This is a genomic window from Pseudomonas jessenii (genome assembly GCF_002236115.1).
In the GTDB taxonomy this organism is placed as follows: domain Bacteria; phylum Pseudomonadota; class Gammaproteobacteria; order Pseudomonadales; family Pseudomonadaceae; genus Aquipseudomonas; species Aquipseudomonas jessenii.
Genome location: NZ_NIWT01000003.1, coordinates 720,755 through 740,479, shown reverse-complemented (window position 1 = coordinate 740,479; position 19,725 = coordinate 720,755). Strand labels below are relative to the sequence as shown.

The window sequence follows — 19,725 nt, the reverse complement described above, 5'->3', positions numbered from 1 at the left end:
CAAGTGTCTCTGATCGCTTCTGACCACTTCCGCATCGTTGTCGGCCTCGGCAAGAGCGGCATGTCCCTGGTTCGCTTCCTGGCGAACCGGGGCGTGGCGTTTGCCGTGGCCGATACGCGGGAAAATCCACCGGAACTGGCCGCGCTCAAGCGTGACTATCCGCACGTGGAAGTGCGTTGTGGCGAGTTGGATGTCGAGTTCCTGTGCCGCGCCGACGAGCTCTACGTGAGCCCCGGCCTGGCGCTGGCGACCCCGGCCCTGCAGGCCGCCGCCGCCCGTGGCGTGAAATTGTCCGGTGACATCGAGCTGTTCGCGCGTAACGCGAAGGCGCCGATCGTGGCCATCAGCGGCTCCAACGCGAAAAGCACCGTCACCACGCTGGTCGGCGAAATGGCGGCTGCGGCTGGCAAGCGAGTTGCCGTCGGCGGCAACCTCGGCACCCCGGCGCTGGACCTGCTCAGCGACGATATCGAGTTGTACGTGATGGAGCTGTCGAGTTTCCAGCTGGAAACCACCGACCAACTCAACGCCGAAGTGGCGACCGTGCTCAACATCAGCGAAGACCACATGGACCGTTACAGCGGTCTGCCGGCCTATCACCTGGCCAAGCACCGGATCTTCCGTGGCGCCAGGCAGTTCGTGGTCAATCGCCAGGACGCCCTGAGCCGTCCGCTGATGGGCGAGGGCCAGCCATGCTGGACCTTCGGCCTGAGCAAACCCGATTTCAAGGCTTTCGGTATTCGTGAAGAAGACGGCGAGAAATACCTGGGCTTCGAATTCCAGAACCTGATGCCAGTGCGCGAATTGAAGATTCGCGGCGCCCACAACCAGTCCAACGCCCTGGCAGCCCTGGCCCTGGGCCATGCGGTCGGCCTGCCGTTCGATGCCATGCTGTCGAGCCTGCGCACCTTCGCCGGTCTCGAGCATCGCTGCCAATGGGTCCGTGACCTCGACGGTGTGGGTTACTACAACGATTCCAAGGCCACCAACGTCGGTGCCGCACTGGCGGCCATCGAAGGCCTCGGCGCGGACATCGACGGCAAGATCGTGCTGATCGCCGGTGGCGACGGCAAGGGGGCCGAGTTCAAGGACCTGCGCGATCCGGTGGCGGCCAACTGCCGCGCCGTGGTCCTGATGGGGCGTGACTCCGACAAGATCGGTGAAGCCATCGGCGATGCCGTACCGCTGATCCGCGCCGGTTCCCTGGTCGAAGCCGTCGAGCAATGCCGCGCTGCAGCCCAGCCGGGCGACGTGGTGCTGCTGTCGCCTGCCTGCGCCAGTTTCGACATGTTCAAGAACTACGAAGACCGTGGTCACCAGTTCGTCCAAGCCGTGGAGGATCTGGCATGAGCCTCAAAGGCATCATCAAGCCGTATCCATCGCCGCTCATCACCGGGCGCGGTATCGACCTCGACTTCCCGATGCTCGCCGGCTGCCTGACGCTGCTCGGCCTGGGGCTGATCATGATCGCCTCGGCATCGACCGAAGTGGCGGCCGTGCAGTCGGGCAGCGCCCTGTATTACATGATTCGCCACCTTATTTACGTGGTGCTGGGCCTGGGTGCCTGCATCGTCACCATGATGATCCCGATTGCCACCTGGCAACGCCTGGGCTGGCTGATGCTGCTGGGGGCGTTCGGTCTGCTGGTGATGGTGATCATCCCGGGGATCGGCCGTGAAGTGAACGGTTCGATGCGCTGGATCGGATTCAGTTTCTTCAACGTCCAGCCATCCGAGATCGCCAAGGTGTTCGTGGTGATCTACCTCGCCGGTTATCTGGTGCGTCGCCAGAAAGAAGTGCGTGAAAGCTGGATGGGCTTCTTCAAGCCGTTCATCGTGCTGCTGCCGATGGCGGGCCTGCTGCTGATGGAGCCGGACTTCGGTGCCACCGTCGTGATGATGGGGGCCGCGGCGGCGATGCTGTTCCTTGGCGGCGTCGGGTTGTTCCGCTTTTCCCTGATGGTGGTCCTGGCCGTCGGCGCAGTGGTGCTGTTGATTCAAATGCAGCCGTATCGAATGGCGCGTCTGACCAACTTTGCCGACCCATGGGCCGACCAGTTCGGTGCTGGCTATCAGTTGTCCCAGGCATTGATCGCCTTCGGTCGCGGCGAATGGCTGGGCGTGGGCCTGGGCAACAGCGTGCAGAAACAGTTCTACCTGCCGGAAGCCCACACTGACTTCGTGTTCTCGGTCCTGGCCGAAGAGCTGGGTGCGGTGGGTTCGTTGTGCACCGTGGCACTGTTTGTCTTCGTGTGTATTCGTGGCATGTACATCGGTTTGTGGGCTGAAAAGGCCAAGCAGTTTTTCGCAGCTTATGTGGCATACGGTCTGTCGTTCCTGTGGATCGGCCAGTTCCTGATCAACATCGGCGTGAATGTCGGCCTGCTGCCGACCAAGGGGCTGACCCTGCCGTTCCTCAGTTATGGCGGTAGTTCGTTGGTGATTTGCTGCGCCTGTCTCGGCTTGTTGCTGCGCATCGAGTGGGAAAGTCGAACCCACCTGGGCAGCGAAGAGATGGAGTTCCATGAGAGCGACTTCGCTGAGGAGCCGAACCATGGGCGCTAACGTCATGATCATGGCTGGCGGTACCGGTGGCCACGTGTTCCCGGCGTTGGCCTGTGCCCGCGAATTCCAGGCGCGCGGCTACACCGTGCACTGGCTCGGCACCCCGCGTGGGATCGAGAACGATCTGGTGCCGGCGGCCGGTATCGAACTGCATCGGATCAATGCAAGCGGTCTGCGCGGCAAGGGCAAATTGTCCCTGCTAAAGGCACCGTTCATGTTGTTCAAGTCGGTCTGGCAGGCGCGGGCGATTATTCGCCGTCTGCAGCCGGTCTGCGTCGTTGGCTTTGGTGGGTTTGTGACCGGTCCTGGCGGCGTCGCGGCCAAACTGGCCGGTGTACCGGTGATCGTTCACGAACAGAACGCCGTTGCCGGTACCGCCAATCGGTTGCTGGTGCCGTTGGCCGCCCGAGTCTGTGAAGCGTTCCCCGACACCTTTACCCTGTCGGACAGCCGCCGGACCACCGGTAATCCGGTGCGCACCGAGCTGTTCCTCGAGACATCGCGACCTGCCCTGGCCGGTCGCAAGGCGCGTTTGCTGATCCTGGGCGGAAGTCTGGGCGCAGAACCGTTGAACAAGTTGCTGCCTGAAGCCCTGTCGCAAGTCGCTGCCGATTTGCGTCCGGAAGTGTTCCATCAGGCCGGCAAAAACCACGATGAAGTGACTGCAGAGCGTTATCGCGCGGCTGGCGTCGAGGCGCAGGTGCAGCCCTTCATCAAAGACATGGCCCAAGCCTACAGCTGGGCCGACCTGGTGGTATGTCGCGCAGGCGCGCTGACCATCAGTGAACTGGCCGCCGCCGGTCTGCCCTCGATGCTGGTGCCTTTGCCTCACGCCATCGATGATCACCAGACCCGCAACGCCGAATATTTGGCCCGTGAAGGCGCAGCCTTCCTGATGCCACAAAGAACGACTGGCGCAGCGGATCTTGCCGCTCGCCTGACAGAGGTCCTGATGCAACCACAACGACTCAACGAAATGGCTACCGCGGCACGCCGCCTGGCCAAACCCGATGCCACCCGTAACGTGGTCGATAGCTGCCTGGAGGTGGCCCATGGTTGAGAGTCAGAAAGCCATGCCGCAACCGGAAATGCGCCGTATCCGTCGCATCCACTTCGTCGGTATCGGCGGTGTGGGCATGTGCGGGATTGCCGAAGTGCTGCTGAACCTGGGTTATGCCGTGTCCGGCTCTGACCTGAAGGCTTCGCCGGTGACTGAACGCCTGGAGTCCTTCGGCGCGCAGATCTTCATCGGCCATCGCGCCGAGAACGCCGCGGCCGCCGACGTGCTGGTGGTGTCGAGCGCCGTGAACACGTCCAACCCGGAAGTCGCTACCGCGCTGGAACGCCGTATCCCGGTGGTGCCACGTGCAGAGATGCTGGCTGAGCTGATGCGTTATCGCCACGGTATCGCCGTTGCCGGTACCCACGGCAAAACCACGACCACCAGCCTGATCGCTTCGGTGTTCGCCGCCGGTGGCCTGGACCCGACATTCGTGATCGGTGGCCGCCTGAATGCCGCGGGCACCAATGCCCAGCTTGGCACCAGCCGCTACCTGATCGCCGAAGCCGACGAAAGCGACGCCAGCTTCCTGCACTTGCAGCCGCTCGTGGCTGTGGTCACCAACATCGACGCCGATCACATGGCGACCTACGACGGTGACTTCAACAAGCTGAAGAAAACCTTCGTCGAATTCCTCCACAACCTGCCGTTCTATGGCCTGGCCGTGGTGTGCCTGGACGATCCGGTGGTGCGTGAAATCCTCCCGCAGGTCAAGCGTCCGACCGTTACTTACGGCTTCGGCGAAGACTGCGACGTGCGCGCCATCAACGTGCGCCAGCAAGGCATGCAGACCTTCTTCACCGTACTGCGTCCCGACCGCGAGCCACTTGATGTTTCGGTGAACATGCCGGGCAACCACAACGTATTGAATGCCCTTGCGACCATCTGCATCGCCACCGACGAAGGCGTCAGCGATGAAGCCATCGTCCAGGGCCTGTCCGGGTTCCAGGGGGTCGGCCGACGCTTCCAGGTCTACGGCGAACTGCCGGTGGACGGCGGCAATGTGATGCTGGTCGATGACTACGGTCACCACCCGACGGAAGTCGCGGCCGTGATCAAGGCCGTACGCGGTGGCTGGCCGGAGCGCCGCCTGGTGATGGTCTACCAGCCGCACCGTTACAGCCGCACCCGTGACCTGTACGACGATTTCGTCAATGTGCTGGCCGACGCCAACGTACTGCTGCTGATGGAAGTCTATCCGGCCGGCGAAGAGCCGATTCCGGGCGCCGACAGCCGCAAGCTGTGTAACAGCATCCGTCAGCGTGGCCAGCTCGACCCGATCTACATCGAGCGTGGCGTCGACCTCGCGCCAGTGGTCAAGCCGCTGCTGCGCGCCGGCGACATCCTGCTGTGCCAGGGCGCCGGTGATATCGGCGGTCTCGCACCAAAACTGTTGAAAAGTGAGTTGTTCGCCGGTGCCGTTGCCGCACCGGAGAAGGGGAAGTTGAAATGACTGTTGCCTACGCCAACCTGGTCTCTACGATCGCGCCGAAAGACTTCGGCCGCGTCGCCGTGCTGTTCGGCGGCAAGAGCGCCGAGCGTGAGGTCTCCCTGAAGTCGGGTAACGCTGTTCTGGACGCGCTGCAAAGCGCCGGTGTGGACGCGTTCGGCCTCGACGTGGGCGATGACCTGCTGCAGCGTCTGCTCAACGAAAAAATCGACCGCGCCTTCATCATCCTCCACGGCCGTGGTGGTGAAGACGGCAGCATGCAGGGCCTGCTCGAATGCCTGGGCATTCCGTACACCGGCAGCGGCATCCTGGCTTCGGCCCTGGCCATGGACAAACTGCGCACCAAGCAGGTCTGGCACAGCCTGGGCATTCCAACCCCACGTCACGCGGTACTGAGCAGCGAGGCCGATTGTATTTCGGCGGCGACGGAACTGGGCTTCCCTTTGATCGTCAAACCGGCCCATGAAGGTTCAAGTATCGGTATGGCCAAAGTGAGTTCCGCGTCCGAATTGATCGACGCATGGAAAGCGGCCAGTACCTACGATTCGCAAGTGTTGGTCGAGCAATGGATTCACGGTCCGGAGTTCACCATCGCCACCCTGCGTGACCAGGTTTTGCCGCCGATTGCCCTGGGCACCACGCACAGCTTCTACGACTACGACGCCAAGTACATCGCCAACGATACCCAGTACCGCATTCCGTGCGGTCTGGACGGCGCCAAGGAAAAGGAACTCATGGACCTCACGGCGAAAGCCTGTGAAGCGCTGGGTATCGCCGGTTGGGGCAGGGCAGACGTGATGCAGGACGCCGAAGGGCAGTTCTGGTTCCTGGAAGTCAACACCGCACCGGGCATGACCGATCACAGCCTGGTGCCGATGGCGGCCCGTGCCGCCGGTCTGGATTTCCAGCAACTGGTTCTGGCCATTCTGGCCGAGAGCGTTGCCGGCAAGACTGCCGGTAACCAAGAGTCGACGAGAGGATAAGGCCATGCAAGGCGCTCAGCTCAGACATCAGCCCACCGCACCGACCGGCCGCAAGCCGGTACCGCGGGGTGCCAGCCGAATGGTGGCCAAAGAGCCGATGTCCGCGCGCCTGCCGAAAGCCAACTTCGGTTTTCTCAAAGCGTTGTTCTGGCCGGTACTGCTGGTGGCTTTGGGGTTCGGTACTTACGAAGGCGCGACACGGTTGTTGCCGTATGCCGACAGGCCGATCACCAAGATCAACGTGCAGGGCGACCTGAGTTACATCAGCCAGCAAGCGGTGCAGCAGCGGATCGCCCCTTACGTGGCGTCGAGCTTCTTCACCATCGACCTGGCGAGCATGCGCACCGAGCTGGAACAGATGCCATGGATTGCCCACGCCGAGGTGCGCAGGGTGTGGCCGGATCAAGTGGTGATCCGCCTGGAAGAACAACTGCCAGTGGCCCGTTGGGGCGACGAGTCGCTGTTGAACAACCAGGGCCAGGCCTTCACCCCGCGCGAGCTGGCGAACTATGAACACCTGCCACAGCTGTTCGGCCCACAGCGGGCTCAGCAGCAAGTGATGCAGCAATACCAGGTACTGAGCCAGATGCTCAGGCCGCTGGGCTTCTCGATTGCACGCCTCGAACTGCGTGATCGCGGCAGCTGGTTCCTGACCACCGGCCCCGGCAGTGCGGGTCCCGGGATCGAACTGCTGCTGGGACGCGGCAACCAGGTGGAAAAGATGCGCCGTTTCATTGCCATCTATGACAAGACGCTCAAAGAACAGATTACGAACATTGCGCGCATCGATCTGCGCTACGCCAACGGCCTCGCTGTTGGCTGGCGGGAACCTGTAGCGCCCACGGCAGCCCAACCCGCTGTCGCGAAGAATTAAGAAGAGGCAGGACCCATGGCAAACGTGCAAAGCGGCAAAATGATCGTCGGTCTCGATATCGGCACCTCCAAGGTGGTGGCGCTGGTGGGCGAGGTCGCGGACGACGGCACGCTGGAAATCGTCGGGATCGGCACCCATCCGTCCCGTGGCCTGAAAAAAGGCGTGGTGGTGAACATCGAGTCCACCGTGCAATCGATCCAGCGCGCCATCGAAGAAGCGCAGCTGATGGCTGGTTGCCGCATTCACTCGGCGTTCGTCGGCGTGGCCGGTAATCACATCCGCAGCCTGAACTCCCACGGCATCGTGGCGATTCGTGATCGCGAAGTCAGCTCGGCGGACCTTGAGCGTGTGCTCGACGCTGCCCAGGCCGTGGCGATCCCGGCTGACCAGCGCGTGCTGCACACCTTGCCGCAGGATTACGTAATCGATAACCAGGAAGGCGTCCGCGAACCGCTGGGCATGTCCGGCGTACGTCTGGAGGCCAAGGTCCACGTGGTCACCTGCGCCGTCAACGCTGCGCAGAACATTGAAAAATGCGTGCGCCGCTGCGGTCTGGAAATCGACGACATCATTCTCGAGCAACTGGCTTCCGCGTACTCGGTACTGACCGATGACGAGAAAGAGCTGGGCGTGTGCCTGGTGGACATCGGTGGCGGTACTACCGACATCGCGATCTTCACCGAAGGCGCGATCCGTCACACCGCGGTGATCCCGATTGCCGGTGACCAGGTGACCAACGACATCGCCATGGCGTTGCGCACTCCGACCCAGTACGCCGAAGAAATCAAGATCCGCTACGCCTGTGCCCTGGCCAAACTGGCCGGTGCCGGTGAAACCATCAAGGTGCCAAGCGTTGGTGACCGTCCGCCGCGTGAGCTGTCCCGCCAGGCCCTGGCCGAAGTGGTCGAGCCGCGCTACGACGAGCTGTTCACGCTGATCCAGGCCGAACTGCGCCGCAGCGGCTACGAAGACCTGATCCCGGCCGGCATCGTGCTGACCGGCGGTACGTCGAAGATGGAAGGCGCTACCGAACTGGCCGAGGAAATCTTCCACATGCCGGTGCGCCTGGGCGTGCCTCACGGCGTGAAAGGTCTGGATGACGTGGTACGCAACCCGATCTATTCCACCGGCGTCGGCCTGTTGATGTACGGCCTGCAGAAGCAGTCCGACGGCATCTCGTTCTCGGGCATCGGCAGTCGCGACAGCTACAGCAACGAAGAGCCACAGGCTCCGCTGCTGGACCGCCTGAAGAAGTGGGTCCAGGGCAATTTCTGAAGATTTACCGCAATACCGTTACACCGAAGCACGCAGTAGGCGAAAAAACTAGAGAATGTAAAGGAGAGGGAAAATGTTCGAACTCGTAGACAACATCCCCGCAAGCCCGGTAATCAAAGTTATCGGTGTCGGCGGTGGCGGCGGCAACGCTGTCAACCATATGGTCAAGAGCAACATCGAAGGCGTCGAGTTCATCTGCGCCAACACCGATGCTCAAGCGCTGAAAAACATCGGCGCGCGGACCATCCTGCAACTGGGCACCGGCGTGACCAAGGGTCTGGGCGCTGGCGCCAACCCTGAAGTCGGCCGTCAAGCCGCTCTGGAAGACCGTGAGCGCATTGCCGAAGTGCTGCAGGGCACCAACATGGTGTTCATCACCACTGGCATGGGCGGCGGTACCGGTACCGGTGCTGCGCCGATCATCGCCGAAGTGGCCAAGGAAATGGGCATCCTGACCGTTGCGGTCGTGACCCGTCCGTTCCCGTTCGAAGGCCGCAAGCGTATGCAGATCGCCGATGAAGGCATACGTATGCTCTCCGAAAGCGTCGACTCGTTGATCACCATTCCCAACGAGAAGCTGCTGACCATCCTCGGTAAAGACGCCAGCCTGCTGTCGGCTTTCGCCAAGGCAGACGATGTACTGGCCGGTGCCGTTCGCGGTATCTCCGACATCATCAAGCGTCCGGGCATGATCAACGTCGACTTCGCCGACGTGCGTACCGTGATGAGCGAAATGGGCATGGCAATGATGGGCACTGGCTGCGCCAGCGGTCCGAACCGTGCACGTGAAGCGACCGAAGCGGCCATCCGCAACCCGCTGCTCGAAGACGTGAACCTGCAAGGCGCACGCGGCATCCTGGTGAACATTACCGCCGGTCCGGATTTGTCCCTGGGTGAATACTCCGACGTGGGTAGCATCATCGAGGCATTCGCCTCCGAGCACGCGATGGTCAAGGTCGGTACCGTTATCGATCCGGACATGCGCGACGAGCTGCACGTGACTGTCGTTGCCACAGGTCTGGGCGCTAAAATCGAGAAGCCTGTGAAGGTCATCGACAACACCGTCCACACCTCGATGGCTGCACAGCCACAACAACAGGCCCCTGTTCGTCAGGAAGCTCCAGCGGTGAACTACCGTGACCTGGACCGTCCGACCGTCATGCGCAACCAGGCTCAGGCCGGTGCTGCGACTGCCGCGAAGATGAATCCGCAAGATGATCTGGACTACCTGGACATCCCGGCTTTCCTGCGTCGTCAGGCCGATTGATGGAATGTATCAGGGCTATGAAGGTGATTGGTGTTCAGCAAAGGCGTGGTCTGCTATCATCGCCAGCCTTTGTTGATACCAGTTCGCAATTTGCGCTGAAGCGGCCCAAGCCATGATTAAACAACGCACACTGAAAAATATTATCCGTGCCACAGGTGTAGGCCTGCACTCCGGGGAGAAGGTCTACCTGACCCTCAAGCCTGCGCCTGTCGACACTGGCATTGTGTTTTGTCGCGCTGACCTCGACCCTGTGGTGCAAATTCCTGCCCGCGCGGAAAACGTCGGTGAAACCACTATGTCGACCACGCTGATTAATGGCGACGTCAAAGTGGACACGGTAGAGCACTTGCTCTCGGCCATGGCTGGCCTGGGCATCGATAACGCCTACGTCGAGCTCTCCGCGTCCGAAGTCCCGATCATGGATGGCAGCGCTGGACCCTTCGTATTCCTGATTCAATCGGCAGGCCTGGAAGAACAGGACGCCGCCAAGAAATTCATCCGCATCCTGCGTGAAGTGACAGTGGAAGACGGCGACAAGCGCGCCACTTTCGTCCCTTTCGAAGGGTTCAAGGTGAGCTTCGAGATCGATTTCGATCACCCGGTTTTCCGGGACCGCACCCAAAGTGCAAGCGTGGATTTTTCCAGCACTTCGTTCGTAAAAGAAGTCAGCCGCGCCCGTACTTTCGGTTTCATGAGTGACATCGAGTACCTGCGCAAGCACAACCTCGCACTCGGCGGCAGCGTTGAAAACGCTATTGTGGTCGACGCCGATGGCGTACTGAACGAAGACGGCCTTCGCTATGAAGACGAATTCGTGAAGCACAAGATTCTCGATGCAATTGGTGACCTCTACCTGCTGGGCAATAGCCTGATTGGTGAGTTCAAGGGCTTCAAGTCCGGCCACGCACTGAACAACCAGCTGCTGCGCAAGTTGATTGAGCAGACAGATGCCTGGGAAGTCGTGACGTTCGAAGACGCCAGCACTGCACCGATCTCTTACATGCGCCCGGTTGCGGCCGTGTAAGCAAAAAACCTCTCTAGTTTTTTAAAGGCTGCCTTCGGGTGGCCTTTTTTTATGTCCGAAGTTTGTAGTGCCTGGGCTGGCCTCATCGCGAGCAAGCTCGCTCCCACAGTGGATTGCATTCCCCTGTGGGAGCGAGCTTGCTCGCGATGGCGTCCGCCCATCCAATGAAAATCCTATTCGGCACACACCACCCGGTTACGCCCCCCTTCCTTGGCCTGATACAGCGCCTTGTCGGCACTGAACAGCAATTGCTCCAGGTTGATATCGCTGGCCGCCGTCCAAGTGGCAATACCGATACTCACACTCATCGGCGGCTCACCGACGTCCACCAGTGGCAGTTTCTGCACCGCCTCGCGGATGTGCTCGGCGATCTGCTTCGCGCCTTCACTGTCAGTTTCGGCCAGGATCACCGAAAACTCCTCGCCGCCATAGCGAGCCACCAGATCCGTCGGGCGATGGACATTGGCGCGCAGGACCTCGGCCAATGCCCGCAAGGCTTCGTCGCCGGCCTGATGCCCGTGCCGGTCATTGAAGGCCTTGAAGTGATCGGCATCGATCATCAGCAACGACAACGGCCTGCCACTGCGCTGCGCACGAAACCATTCATGGCGCAGGGTCTGATCAAGGGATCGACGGTTGGCCACGCCGGTCAAGGCATCGGTGGCCGCCAGTTGCGCCAATTCCTGCTCGGCACTTTGGCGCCGTCGCAGCTCGCGGCAGAGCAGCCAGGTCAGCCACAACAGGCCGATGCACAAGACCCCTGTTGCACCGCTGATCACATAGGCCGTGCGGTTCCAGGTGGCGAACACTTCGTCGATGGAAAGGGCCACGATGACGGTCAGCGGCAGATTGCCGACCCGGGTAAAGGTGTACAGGCGCCGTTGATGATCGACACTCGATACGCTTTCAAAGGTACCACTGCGCTCGCGCAGCATGCGTACGACGTTGGGACGGCTGGAGAGGCTTTTGCCGATGGCGTTTTGCTCCCGGTACGGTTTCTGCGCCAGGAGGATCCCGTCATCGTTGATGATGCCCAGCGTACTGCCGTTGCCGATGTCGAGGCTGTTGAACAGTTGGTCGAAGTAACTCATGCGCATCGACGCCACCGCGACCCCCAGAAACTCACCCGTGGGCGAAGAAATGCGCCGGCTGAAACTGATGCGCCATTCGTCGCTGTCATCGCAGTCGCAGCGTGGCTTGAACGGTCGGCTGATAAACATGCCGGTGTCGCGATTGAAGGCATGGGCCAGGAAGTAATCGCGGTCAGCGAAGTTGCCCGGTTTCGGCTCGATCAATGATGAGTCGGCCAGCACGTCGCCGTGCTTGTCCAGCAGCAGGATGTCGCCCTTGTAGCGCGCAGTGGTGGAGCGGTCGAACAGCACCAGATGACGGATCTGCGGTGCAACCTGTTTAAGGTCGTCCCGTTGGGCGGCGGCGATCAGGCCCTGCAAGGTCAAGTCATAGAGCTCGACCGTACGCAGGACATCGGCATCGATCAGTTGCGCGATGGTGGTCGCGCTGCGTGTGGCGGTCTGCTGGGCGTAGGCGTGTTCGCGGATCAGCAGGAAAGTGACGATGCACAGGATCGAGATGACGGTCAGGGTACTGCCGAAGATCACCATGATCTCGGGTCGCCCGGTCGGGCCTTGAAAATGTGCGGTGCGGCTTGCGGTCATAGGGCTGACGTCTGCTAAAGGGACGCTCTAAGCGTAGTTGCATAAACGTAGCAGCCGAGTGAATCGTTCCCTCGAACGATTGATCCTGGGTGTGGGCGTCAGTGACTTTCGTTGCGCAAATTGCAATGAAGGCCGAGTCGCCACTATAAAAAAAGCCGCTGACAGCAGCGGCTTTGAAGACAACTTCTCAAAGGGAAGAGCCGATGAAAAGTGTCGAGGGAAACGGGTGTGATCGGTGCGGGTCAGCTGTCTTTCTCGGCCAGTGGCTGGGCCTGGATGCTGGATGCCTGCGGGGCTTGGGAGTCTTGAGCAGCCTTGGCCGTCATCTCGATCTGATGCTCTTCGAACGTTGCAGCGCGTGCGGCGTTATGCGCGACGAAAGTCTGCGATTCTTCCGCCATCGCCAATGGCGACAGGAACAAAGAGGACAAAACGAAAGCGCTGGCAATACCCATACTGTTGGACATTTTAAAACCTTCTTGCTTGGCAAGTGCTGTTTGGTGCGGGCAAAGATAAGGATATGGGGCGAGGGGAAAAAGAGCGGATTCATGAAAGGACTGTTGCGGTTATGGCAATAGTTGATTGGCCGCTTATATGTGTTCAACCCAATCCAATGTGGGAGCGAGCTTGCTCGCGATAGCATCACCTCGGTTCAGAAGTTGCACCGAGTCGCCTGCATCGCGAGCAAGCTCGCTCCCACAAAGGAGAGGGTTTCAGACGGGAAGGTGTATGCCGAAGGTATTCATCCCATGATCACTGCGCACGAACACATCGCCGCCATGCATCAACGCAATTGCCTTGACGATGGCCAGCCCCAGACCGTGATTGTGGCCGCTGTTGCTACGCGACGCATCGACCCGGTAGAAGCGTTCGAACAGGCGCGGCAGATGTTCGTTGGCAATCGGCGAACCGGGGTTGGCGACGCCGATGCTGACTTGATGCTCCTGGGTTTCGATCCGCACTTGAATCACCTGTCCGGGCGCGGTGTGCTGCACCGCATTATTCAGCAAGTTGATCAATGCCCGGCGCAGATGGGCGATCTCGATGCGCACCTGCGCGTCACCACTGACCTCAACCTGGACCTGAGCGTCTTCGAGAATGAAATCCAGATATTCCAGGGTCGTGGCCACCTCGTCGGCCAGCGAGGTTGAGGTGAGCTTGGTCGCCTTGCTGCCCTGATCGGCGCTGGCGAGAAACAGCATGTCGTTGATGATCGAACGCAGTCGCTCAAGCTCTTCGAGGTTCGATTGCAGCACTTCGAAGTAATGCTCGGCGGAGCGCCCGCGTGTCAATGCGACCTGGGTCTGGCCGATCAGGTTGGTCAGTGGCGAGCGCAGTTCGTGGGCGACATCGGCGTTGAATGACTCAAGGCGCGAGTAGGCTTGCTCGACCCGTTCCAGGGTCGAGTTGAACGAGCTGACGAATTGATCGAGTTCCGGCGGCAACGGTGACAATCGCAAGCGCCCCGAGCGCAACGGCGGGGCCAGGCGCTGGGCTTCCTGGGACAGTTTGATCAGCGGCTTGAGCCCGATCCGCGCCACCCAATAACCCAGTGCCGAGGCCAGCAGCACACCGACAATCGCCAGGCTGATCAGCGCGACCAGCAGGTGATGCTGGGTATGGAAAAACGTTTCGGTGTCGATGGCGATCATGAAGCGCAACGCTGGGCGCTGGTCCTTGGCCGGAAACTCGCTGACCAGCACTTTCAGCGGATACGGGTGCTCCGGCAGATGCATGTCGCGCGTGCCCAGCGGGCCTTGGGCAAAGGCACGGATCTGCGAGGTCAGGTTGCCGTATTCGTAGTGTGGATCGCCGCTGATGATCCAGAAACTGATGCGCTTGTCTTCTTCGCTCAGCAGGTTGAGCTTGTTGTTGATCTTCACCCAGTGCTCAGGCGTGCCGTAACGGCCGACCGTGGATTCGAGCACGCTGTAGCGCGCATCGAGTTCGGCTTCTGGCAGCAGGCCCAGGCCTTTGTCGACCTGCTGGTACAGCGCCCAGCCGATCAGCAGGAACACCAGCAGCGCCACCAGCGTGAACATTGCGCTCAGACGCAGGGCGATGGAATTACTGGACACCACGGCTCTCCAGCACATAACCCATGCCACGAATGGTGTGCAGCAGTTTCTCTTCGAACGGCCCGTCGAGCTTGGCCCGCAGGCGTTTGATCGCGACTTCGACGACGTTGGCGTCGCTGTCGAAATTGATGTCCCAGACCATCTCGGCAATGGCGGTTTTCGAGAGGATTTCACCCTGGCGCCGGGCCAGTACGCTGAGCAGCGAGAACTCCTTGGCGGTCAGGTCCAGGCGTGTACCGGCGCGGGTGGCCTTGCGGCTGATCAAATCTATCCACAGGTCGGCGATGCTCACTTGCACCGGTTCATGACCGCCGCTGCGCCGGGTCAGCGCTTGCAGGCGTGCCACCAGTTCAAGGAAGGAAAACGGTTTGCCCAGATAGTCATCGGCGCCTTCACGCAAGCCCTTGATGCGGTCTTCCACACGCTCGCGGGCGGTGAGCATGATCACCGGGGTTTGCTTGCGCGCACGCAGGGCGCGCAACACACCGAAGCCGTCGAGGCCCGGTAGCATGACGTCGAGGACGATCACCGCGTAGTCGCTCTCTAGCGCAAGGTGCAGACCTTCCACACCATCGCGGGCCAGATCCACGGTGAAACCCTGTTCCGTCAGGCCGCGATGTAGATAGTCCGCGGTTTTTTCTTCGTCTTCGATAATCAGAACGCGCATGACCCCGCCTCAGTCTGTGGTCGCCAGCACCGGTTCTGGCGCAGGTTTAGGTCGATGGAATAGCCGCTCAAGCCACAAGTATATGACCGGTGTGGTGAACAGCGTCAGCGCCTGGCTCACCAGCAAACCGCCGACCACCGCGATCCCCAGGGGCTGGCGCAGCTCGGCACCGGTGCCATAGCCGAGCATCAACGGCAGAGCGCCGAGCAGGGCGGCGAGGGTGGTCATGATGATCGGCCGGAATCGTGTGATGCAGGCCTTGAAAATTGCGTCCTCGGGCGACATTCCGCCATTGCGCTGTGCTTCGAGGGCGAAGTCGATCATCAGGATGCCGTTCTTCTTGACGATACCGATCAGCAACACCAGCCCGATCAGCGCCATGATGGAAAAGTCCTGGCCGCAAATCCACAGCATGATCACCGCGCCGAGGCCCGCCGAAGGCAAGGTCGAAATGATCGTCAGCGGGTGCACGAAGCTCTCGTAGAGCACGCCGAGAATGATGTACACCGCCAACAGCGCCGCAAGGATCAGCCATGGCTGGCTGGCCAGCGAGCTCTGGAACGCCTGGGCCGCGCCCTGGAAATTACCGCTGATGGCGGTCGGCATGCCGATGTCGGCCTTGGCCTGGTTGAGCATGATCACCGCATCGCCCAGTGCCACGCCGGGGGCCAGGTTGAACGACAGGTTGGCGGCGGGGAACATCCCGTCATGGGCGATGGACAGCGGGCCGACAGTCGGCGCATCGAACCTGGCCAGGGCCGACAGCGGCACCATTTCCCCGCTCAGGGGCGAGCGCAGGTAGAAGTAGTTGAGGCTTTCGGCCTTGCCGCGCTGCTTTGTATCCAGTTCCAGGATCACGTTGTACTGGTTGATCTGGGTCTGGAATTCATTGACCTGACGCTGGCCGAAAGCATCGTACAGGGCTTCGTCGACGTCACTGGCGGTGAGGCCGAAACGTGCAGCGGCGCTACGGTCGATGCTGATGTGGGTGATGCTGCCGCCCAGTTGCAGGTCGTTGGAAATATCGCGGAACGCCGGGTTGCTGCGCAGTTTTTCCGTCAAGCGTTGGGTCCAGGTACTGAGGGTCGCACCGTCGTTGCTCTTGAGCACGTATTGGTACTGGGCGCGGCTCGGGCCGGAGCTGAGGTTGATGTCTTGCCCCGCACGCAGGTACAGGACGATACCCGGGACTTTCATCAGTTGCGGGCGAATCCGGTCAATGAACTGACTGGCCGAGACATCGCGGTCGCTGCGTTTTTTCAGGGTGATCCAGAAGCGGCCGTTGGCGATGGTCTGGTTGCTGCCGGAAACCCCGACCGAGTGCGAGAACGTTTCCACCGCAGGGTCGGCGGCGACGATTTCCGCCATTGCTAGGTGTTTTTTCACCATGTCGCCGTAGGAAATATCCGCAGCTGCTTCGGTGGTACCGAGGACGAAACCGGTGTCCTGGATCGGGAAGAAACCTTTCGGGATCAGAATGTACCCGGCAACGGCCAGGCCCAGTGACAGGCAGAACACGCCGATCATCAAGCGCTGATGGGCGAGGGCGTGGCGCAGGCCTTTTTCGTACCATGCCAGCAGACGCTCGCCAAAGCCCGGTTTGTCGTGGGCATGATGCACGGGCGCGCGCATGAACAGCGCAGCGAGGGTCGGTGCCAACGTCAGCGAAACCACCACCGAAATCATGATGGTGGAGGTGGCGGTCAGGGCGAATTCCTTGAACAGCCGGCCGACCACACCGCCCATGAACAGCAGCGGAATGAACGCCGCCACCAGCGAGAAACTGATCGACACCACGGTAAAACCGATCTCGCCGGCGCCCTTGATCGCCGCCTCGCGCATGCCGTCGCCGGCTTCCAGATGCCGGTGAATGTTCTCCACCACCACGATCGCATCGTCCACCACAAAGCCCACGGCGACCACGATCGCCACCAGCGTGAGGTTGTTCAGGCTGAAGCCCATGACGTACATCAGCGCAAAGCTGGCGATCAGCGACACACCGAGCACTGCCGACACGATCAGCGTGGCCGACAGTTGGCGCAGGAACAGCGCCATCACCGCCACCACCAGCATCACAGCGATCATCAAGGTGATTTCCACCTCGTGCAGCGAGGCGCGGATGGTCTGGGTGCGGTCGATCAACACCTTGACCTGCACCGAGGCGGGCAACATCGCTTGCAGCGCCGGCAGCGCGGCCTGAATGCGATCCACGGTCTCGACGATGTTGGCGCCTGGCTGGCGGAAAATCACAAGGTTCACGCCCGGTTGCGAACCCGCCCACGCCTGAACGTAGGCATCTTCCGAACCGTTGACGACTTTCGCGACATCCTTGAGGTGAACCGGTGCACCGTCCTTGTAGGAAACGATCAACTGGCTGTATTCGTCGGGGTGGAACAACTGGTCGTTGGTCGACAGGGTTGAAATGCTTGATTCGCCGTACAACGCCCCTTTGGCCAGGTTGAGGCTTGTCTGCTGGATCGCCAGGCGAATGTCCGCCAGGGTCAGGCCGATGGCGGCGAGTTTGTCGGCGGACACCTGGACACGGATCGCCGGACGCTGCTGACCGGTGATGACGACCTGGCCTACACCATCGACCTGACTGAGCTGACGGGACAACAGGGTTTCCGTCAGGTCGCTGAGCTCAGGGCCAGGCATCAGCGAGGAGTTGACGCTGAGGATCAGCACCGGGCTGTCGGCCGGGTTGACCTTGCGCCAGGTCGGCAGGTTCGGCATGTCCTTGGGCAGTTTGCCTGCGGCGGTGTTGATCGCCGCCTGCACTTCCTGGGCGGCGGTGTCGATGCTCTTGTCGAGGGTGAATTGCAGGGTCAGGTTGGTCGAGCCCAGTGCACTGCTCGAGGTCATCTGGGTTACGCCGGGAATGGCACTGAATTGCACTTCAAGGGGCGTGGCCACCGAGGAAGCCATGGTTTCCGGGCTGGCGCCGGGCAGTTGCGCGGCCACCTGGATGGTCGGGAATTCTGCCTCCGGCAACGGCGCTACCGGCAGGCGCGGAAACGCGATGACACCCAGCAGCACCAGGGCGAACGTCAGCAGGACCGTGGCCACCGGGTGGTCGATGCACCAGGCTGAAATCGAACCATGGCCCTTCATTGCGCCGCCTCCGATCGCACCACCTGAGGTGGCTCGGTCAGCACTTGCACAGTAGCGCCGGGCTTGAGCCGCGACTGACCATCGCTGACCAGTACATCACCCGGCTTGACACCCTTGATGATGTCCTGGCCGCTGCCTTGATAGACCATCTGTACCTGCACGGCTTCGACCTTGTCCCCATTGACCCGGTACACGAAGTGCTGGTCGAGGCCGCGTTGTACGACTGTCGGCGGCACCACCAACGCATCTTTATCCAGGGCTATCTGAATCTTTACCGTCACCAGCAGGCCCGGCCAGAGTTTCTGTGCGTCGTTGTCGAATTCGGCTTTGGCGCGGATGGTGCCGGTGTTGGCGTTGATCTGGTTGTCGATCAGGGTCAGGTGACCTTCGCCGAGCAGGTTGCCGGTTTCGCCGTCGGTGTCGGCCCCGATGTAAGCCTTGACCCGGGCGTGCTGTGGGTCGTTGATCAGGCCTTGCAGGGTCGGCAGCATTTGCTGCGGCAGGGAGAATTCCACAGCGATCGGGTCGATCTGGGTCACGGTGAACAGGCCTTGGGTGTCGGTCATGCGCAGGAAGTTGCCTTCGTCGACGGTACGAATGCCGACACGACCGCTGACCGGGGAGCGAATTTGTGTGTAGGAAAGCTGTACCTCGGCGGAGTCAATCGAGGCCTGGTTACCTTGGGCGGTGGCCTTGAGCTGGTTGACCAGGGCTTGTTGCTGGTCGTAAGTCTGCTTGGACACGCCATCGTCGACACTCAACAGCTTGTAGCGCTTGAGGTTGACCAGCGCCACTTGCAGTTGCGCCTGGCTTTCGCCCAGTTGTGCCCGGGCCTGGTCGAGGCTGGCGCGGATCGACCGGTCGTCGATGGTGGCCAGCAGGTCGCCTTTTTTCACCAGTTGGCCTTCCTTGACCAGCAATCTGGTGAGGATGCCGTCGATTTGCGGGCGGACCACGACGCTGTGCAGGGACAGTACCGAACCGATGCCGCTGACGTAGCGCGGTACGTCTTTTTCGGCGACGGCGACCACGCGCACCGGGATGGCGGTGGGGGTGGCGAGTTTGGCCTTGGTCGGTTTGGTGGCGTACCACAGGCCCAGCGCTGCCAGGACGATCAGAAGGGCGACGAGCAGGGCGGATTTTTTCTGGATTCGCATGCGAGTGGGGCGCCGGGGCTGGGTGGTCGGTAGGTGGGTAAGGTAGTTTCCTTTATAAACCTGTTTGCCGGTCAGGAGGGTGACGGCTAACTGACGGCGCTGTCAGTTTGGGGGGACTTGGCGGCCTTTGGGCCGACCATGTTCTTGGTTGACCGTGTACATATCCGTTTCTTCGGTAACGGCCACTTATGGTTTCGCCCTTACGGCGACTCACTTTTTTTAACAAGCGCCTCAAAAAAAGTAAGCAAAAAAAGCGCTCGCCCCGAACGTCCGGCGCCTCGCTGGGGCTCGGCGTTCCTTCGCTCCGGCATTCATCCGGGGGCATTGCCCTCCGGTCGGCTTCGCTTCGACCTACATGCAATGAGTTCGACTGCGTCGAACGGCGCTGCGCGCCAATCCCCGGATGAATGCCTCCACTCAGCCTCCCGAGGGGGCGGGCAGATCAAAAGCAGCCGAGGCGGCCTACCGGCCGGCCTGATTTTCCTGACCGTGCATAATTCAAAATGTGGGAGCGGGCTTGCTCGCGAAGGCGACCTGAC

15 protein-coding genes are annotated in these 19,725 nt (G+C 61.2%); 9 read left to right on the top strand and 6 right to left on the bottom strand.

The annotated features are described in order from the left end of the window. The first annotated feature begins 3 nt into the window (after positions 1–3). The 9 genes from murD to lpxC all read left to right on the top strand — a co-directional run bounded on the left by murD (position 4) and on the right by lpxC (position 10,497). Positions 4–1,350 carry a UDP-N-acetylmuramoyl-L-alanine--D-glutamate ligase gene (gene murD, locus PSJE_RS12570; protein ID WP_057713362.1) on the top strand — a complete coding sequence of 449 codons (1,347 nt, stop codon included), beginning with the start codon at positions 4–6 and terminating at the stop codon, positions 1,348–1,350. Continuing rightward, complete coding sequence (gene ftsW, locus PSJE_RS12565; RefSeq protein WP_056726220.1) at positions 1,347–2,564, top strand: putative lipid II flippase FtsW; 1,218 nt, start codon at positions 1,347–1,349, stop codon at positions 2,562–2,564. The genes murD and ftsW overlap by 4 nt, the downstream gene beginning before the upstream one ends. Further along, positions 2,554–3,624, top strand: coding sequence for an undecaprenyldiphospho-muramoylpentapeptide beta-N-acetylglucosaminyltransferase (gene murG / locus PSJE_RS12560; RefSeq protein WP_046041926.1), 1,071 nt, complete (start codon positions 2,554–2,556; stop codon positions 3,622–3,624). Before ftsW ends, murG begins: the two co-directional genes overlap by 11 nt. Then, positions 3,617–5,077, top strand: coding sequence for a UDP-N-acetylmuramate--L-alanine ligase (murC, locus tag PSJE_RS12555; RefSeq protein WP_007989894.1), 1,461 nt, complete (start codon positions 3,617–3,619; stop codon positions 5,075–5,077). Before murG ends, murC begins: the two co-directional genes overlap by 8 nt. Next, positions 5,074–6,057, top strand: a complete 984-nt coding sequence (locus tag PSJE_RS12550; protein WP_090457611.1) for a D-alanine--D-alanine ligase — start codon at positions 5,074–5,076, stop codon at positions 6,055–6,057. Before murC ends, PSJE_RS12550 begins: the two co-directional genes overlap by 4 nt. A gap of 4 nt (positions 6,058–6,061) precedes the next feature. Beyond that, on the top strand, positions 6,062–6,931 hold the full coding sequence (locus PSJE_RS12545) for a cell division protein FtsQ/DivIB (RefSeq protein WP_057713366.1): 870 nt from the start codon (positions 6,062–6,064) through the stop codon (positions 6,929–6,931). Positions 6,932–6,946: 15 nt separating this feature from the next. Next, a complete protein-coding gene (gene ftsA / locus PSJE_RS12540) occupies positions 6,947–8,206 on the top strand; it encodes a cell division protein FtsA (RefSeq protein WP_007989901.1) in 1,260 nt (419 codons plus the stop codon). Between the two features lie 73 nt (positions 8,207–8,279). Next, on the top strand, positions 8,280–9,473 hold the full coding sequence (gene ftsZ / locus PSJE_RS12535) for a cell division protein FtsZ (protein ID WP_007972612.1): 1,194 nt from the start codon (positions 8,280–8,282) through the stop codon (positions 9,471–9,473). 112 nt (positions 9,474–9,585) lie between these two features. Then, positions 9,586–10,497, top strand: a complete 912-nt coding sequence (gene lpxC / locus PSJE_RS12530) for a UDP-3-O-acyl-N-acetylglucosamine deacetylase (protein ID WP_007916984.1) — start codon at positions 9,586–9,588, stop codon at positions 10,495–10,497. Positions 10,498–10,670: 173 nt separating this feature from the next. On the opposite strand, the gene PSJE_RS12525 is transcribed toward lpxC, so the two are convergent. From PSJE_RS12525 to PSJE_RS12500, 6 genes are all read right to left on the bottom strand, one after another. Further along, positions 10,671–12,173: a sensor domain-containing diguanylate cyclase gene (locus PSJE_RS12525; RefSeq protein ID WP_090457609.1), complete on the bottom strand. Its 1,503-nt coding sequence runs from the start codon at positions 12,171–12,173 to the stop codon at positions 10,671–10,673. Positions 12,174–12,415: 242 nt separating this feature from the next. Beyond that, positions 12,416–12,640 carry a hypothetical protein gene (locus PSJE_RS12520; protein WP_057713368.1) on the bottom strand — a complete coding sequence of 75 codons (225 nt, stop codon included), beginning with the start codon at positions 12,638–12,640 and terminating at the stop codon, positions 12,416–12,418. 246 nt (positions 12,641–12,886) lie between these two features. Further along, complete coding sequence (locus PSJE_RS12515) at positions 12,887–14,251, bottom strand: heavy metal sensor histidine kinase (protein ID WP_090457607.1); 1,365 nt, start codon at positions 14,249–14,251, stop codon at positions 12,887–12,889. Continuing rightward, positions 14,241–14,918 carry a heavy metal response regulator transcription factor gene (locus PSJE_RS12510; RefSeq protein ID WP_056726212.1) on the bottom strand — a complete coding sequence of 226 codons (678 nt, stop codon included), beginning with the start codon at positions 14,916–14,918 and terminating at the stop codon, positions 14,241–14,243. The genes PSJE_RS12515 and PSJE_RS12510 overlap by 11 nt, the downstream gene beginning before the upstream one ends. A gap of 9 nt (positions 14,919–14,927) precedes the next feature. Next, a complete protein-coding gene (locus PSJE_RS12505) occupies positions 14,928–18,029 on the bottom strand; it encodes a multidrug efflux RND transporter permease subunit (protein WP_090457605.1) in 3,102 nt (1,033 codons plus the stop codon). Next, positions 18,026–19,186, bottom strand: a complete 1,161-nt coding sequence (locus PSJE_RS12500) for an efflux RND transporter periplasmic adaptor subunit (RefSeq protein WP_090457603.1) — start codon at positions 19,184–19,186, stop codon at positions 18,026–18,028. Before PSJE_RS12500 ends, PSJE_RS12505 begins: the two co-directional genes overlap by 4 nt. Positions 19,187–19,725: the final 539 nt, after the last annotated feature.

Excerpts from the sequence above, each read along its gene's own strand:
- murC (WP_007989894.1), top strand. The coding sequence starts at position 3,617 with ATGGTTGAGAGTCAGAAAGCCATGCCGCAACCGGAAATGCGCCGTATC.
- ftsA (WP_007989901.1), top strand. The coding sequence starts at position 6,947 with ATGGCAAACGTGCAAAGCGGCAAAATGATCGTCGGTCTCGATATCGGC.
- lpxC (WP_007916984.1), top strand. The coding sequence starts at position 9,586 with ATGATTAAACAACGCACACTGAAAAATATTATCCGTGCCACAGGTGTA.
- PSJE_RS12510 (WP_056726212.1), bottom strand. The coding sequence starts at position 14,918 with ATGCGCGTTCTGATTATCGAAGACGAAGAAAAAACCGCGGACTATCTA.
- murG (WP_046041926.1), top strand. The coding sequence starts at position 2,554 with ATGGGCGCTAACGTCATGATCATGGCTGGCGGTACCGGTGGCCACGTG.
- PSJE_RS12550 (WP_090457611.1), top strand. The coding sequence starts at position 5,074 with ATGACTGTTGCCTACGCCAACCTGGTCTCTACGATCGCGCCGAAAGAC.
- PSJE_RS12505 (WP_090457605.1), bottom strand. The coding sequence starts at position 18,029 with ATGAAGGGCCATGGTTCGATTTCAGCCTGGTGCATCGACCACCCGGTG.
- PSJE_RS12520 (WP_057713368.1), bottom strand. The coding sequence starts at position 12,640 with ATGTCCAACAGTATGGGTATTGCCAGCGCTTTCGTTTTGTCCTCTTTG.
- PSJE_RS12525 (WP_090457609.1), bottom strand. The coding sequence starts at position 12,173 with ATGACCGCAAGCCGCACCGCACATTTTCAAGGCCCGACCGGGCGACCC.
- ftsW (WP_056726220.1), top strand. The coding sequence starts at position 1,347 with ATGAGCCTCAAAGGCATCATCAAGCCGTATCCATCGCCGCTCATCACC.
- PSJE_RS12500 (WP_090457603.1), bottom strand. The coding sequence starts at position 19,186 with ATGCGAATCCAGAAAAAATCCGCCCTGCTCGTCGCCCTTCTGATCGTC.
- ftsZ (WP_007972612.1), top strand. The coding sequence starts at position 8,280 with ATGTTCGAACTCGTAGACAACATCCCCGCAAGCCCGGTAATCAAAGTT.
- PSJE_RS12545 (WP_057713366.1), top strand. The coding sequence starts at position 6,062 with ATGCAAGGCGCTCAGCTCAGACATCAGCCCACCGCACCGACCGGCCGC.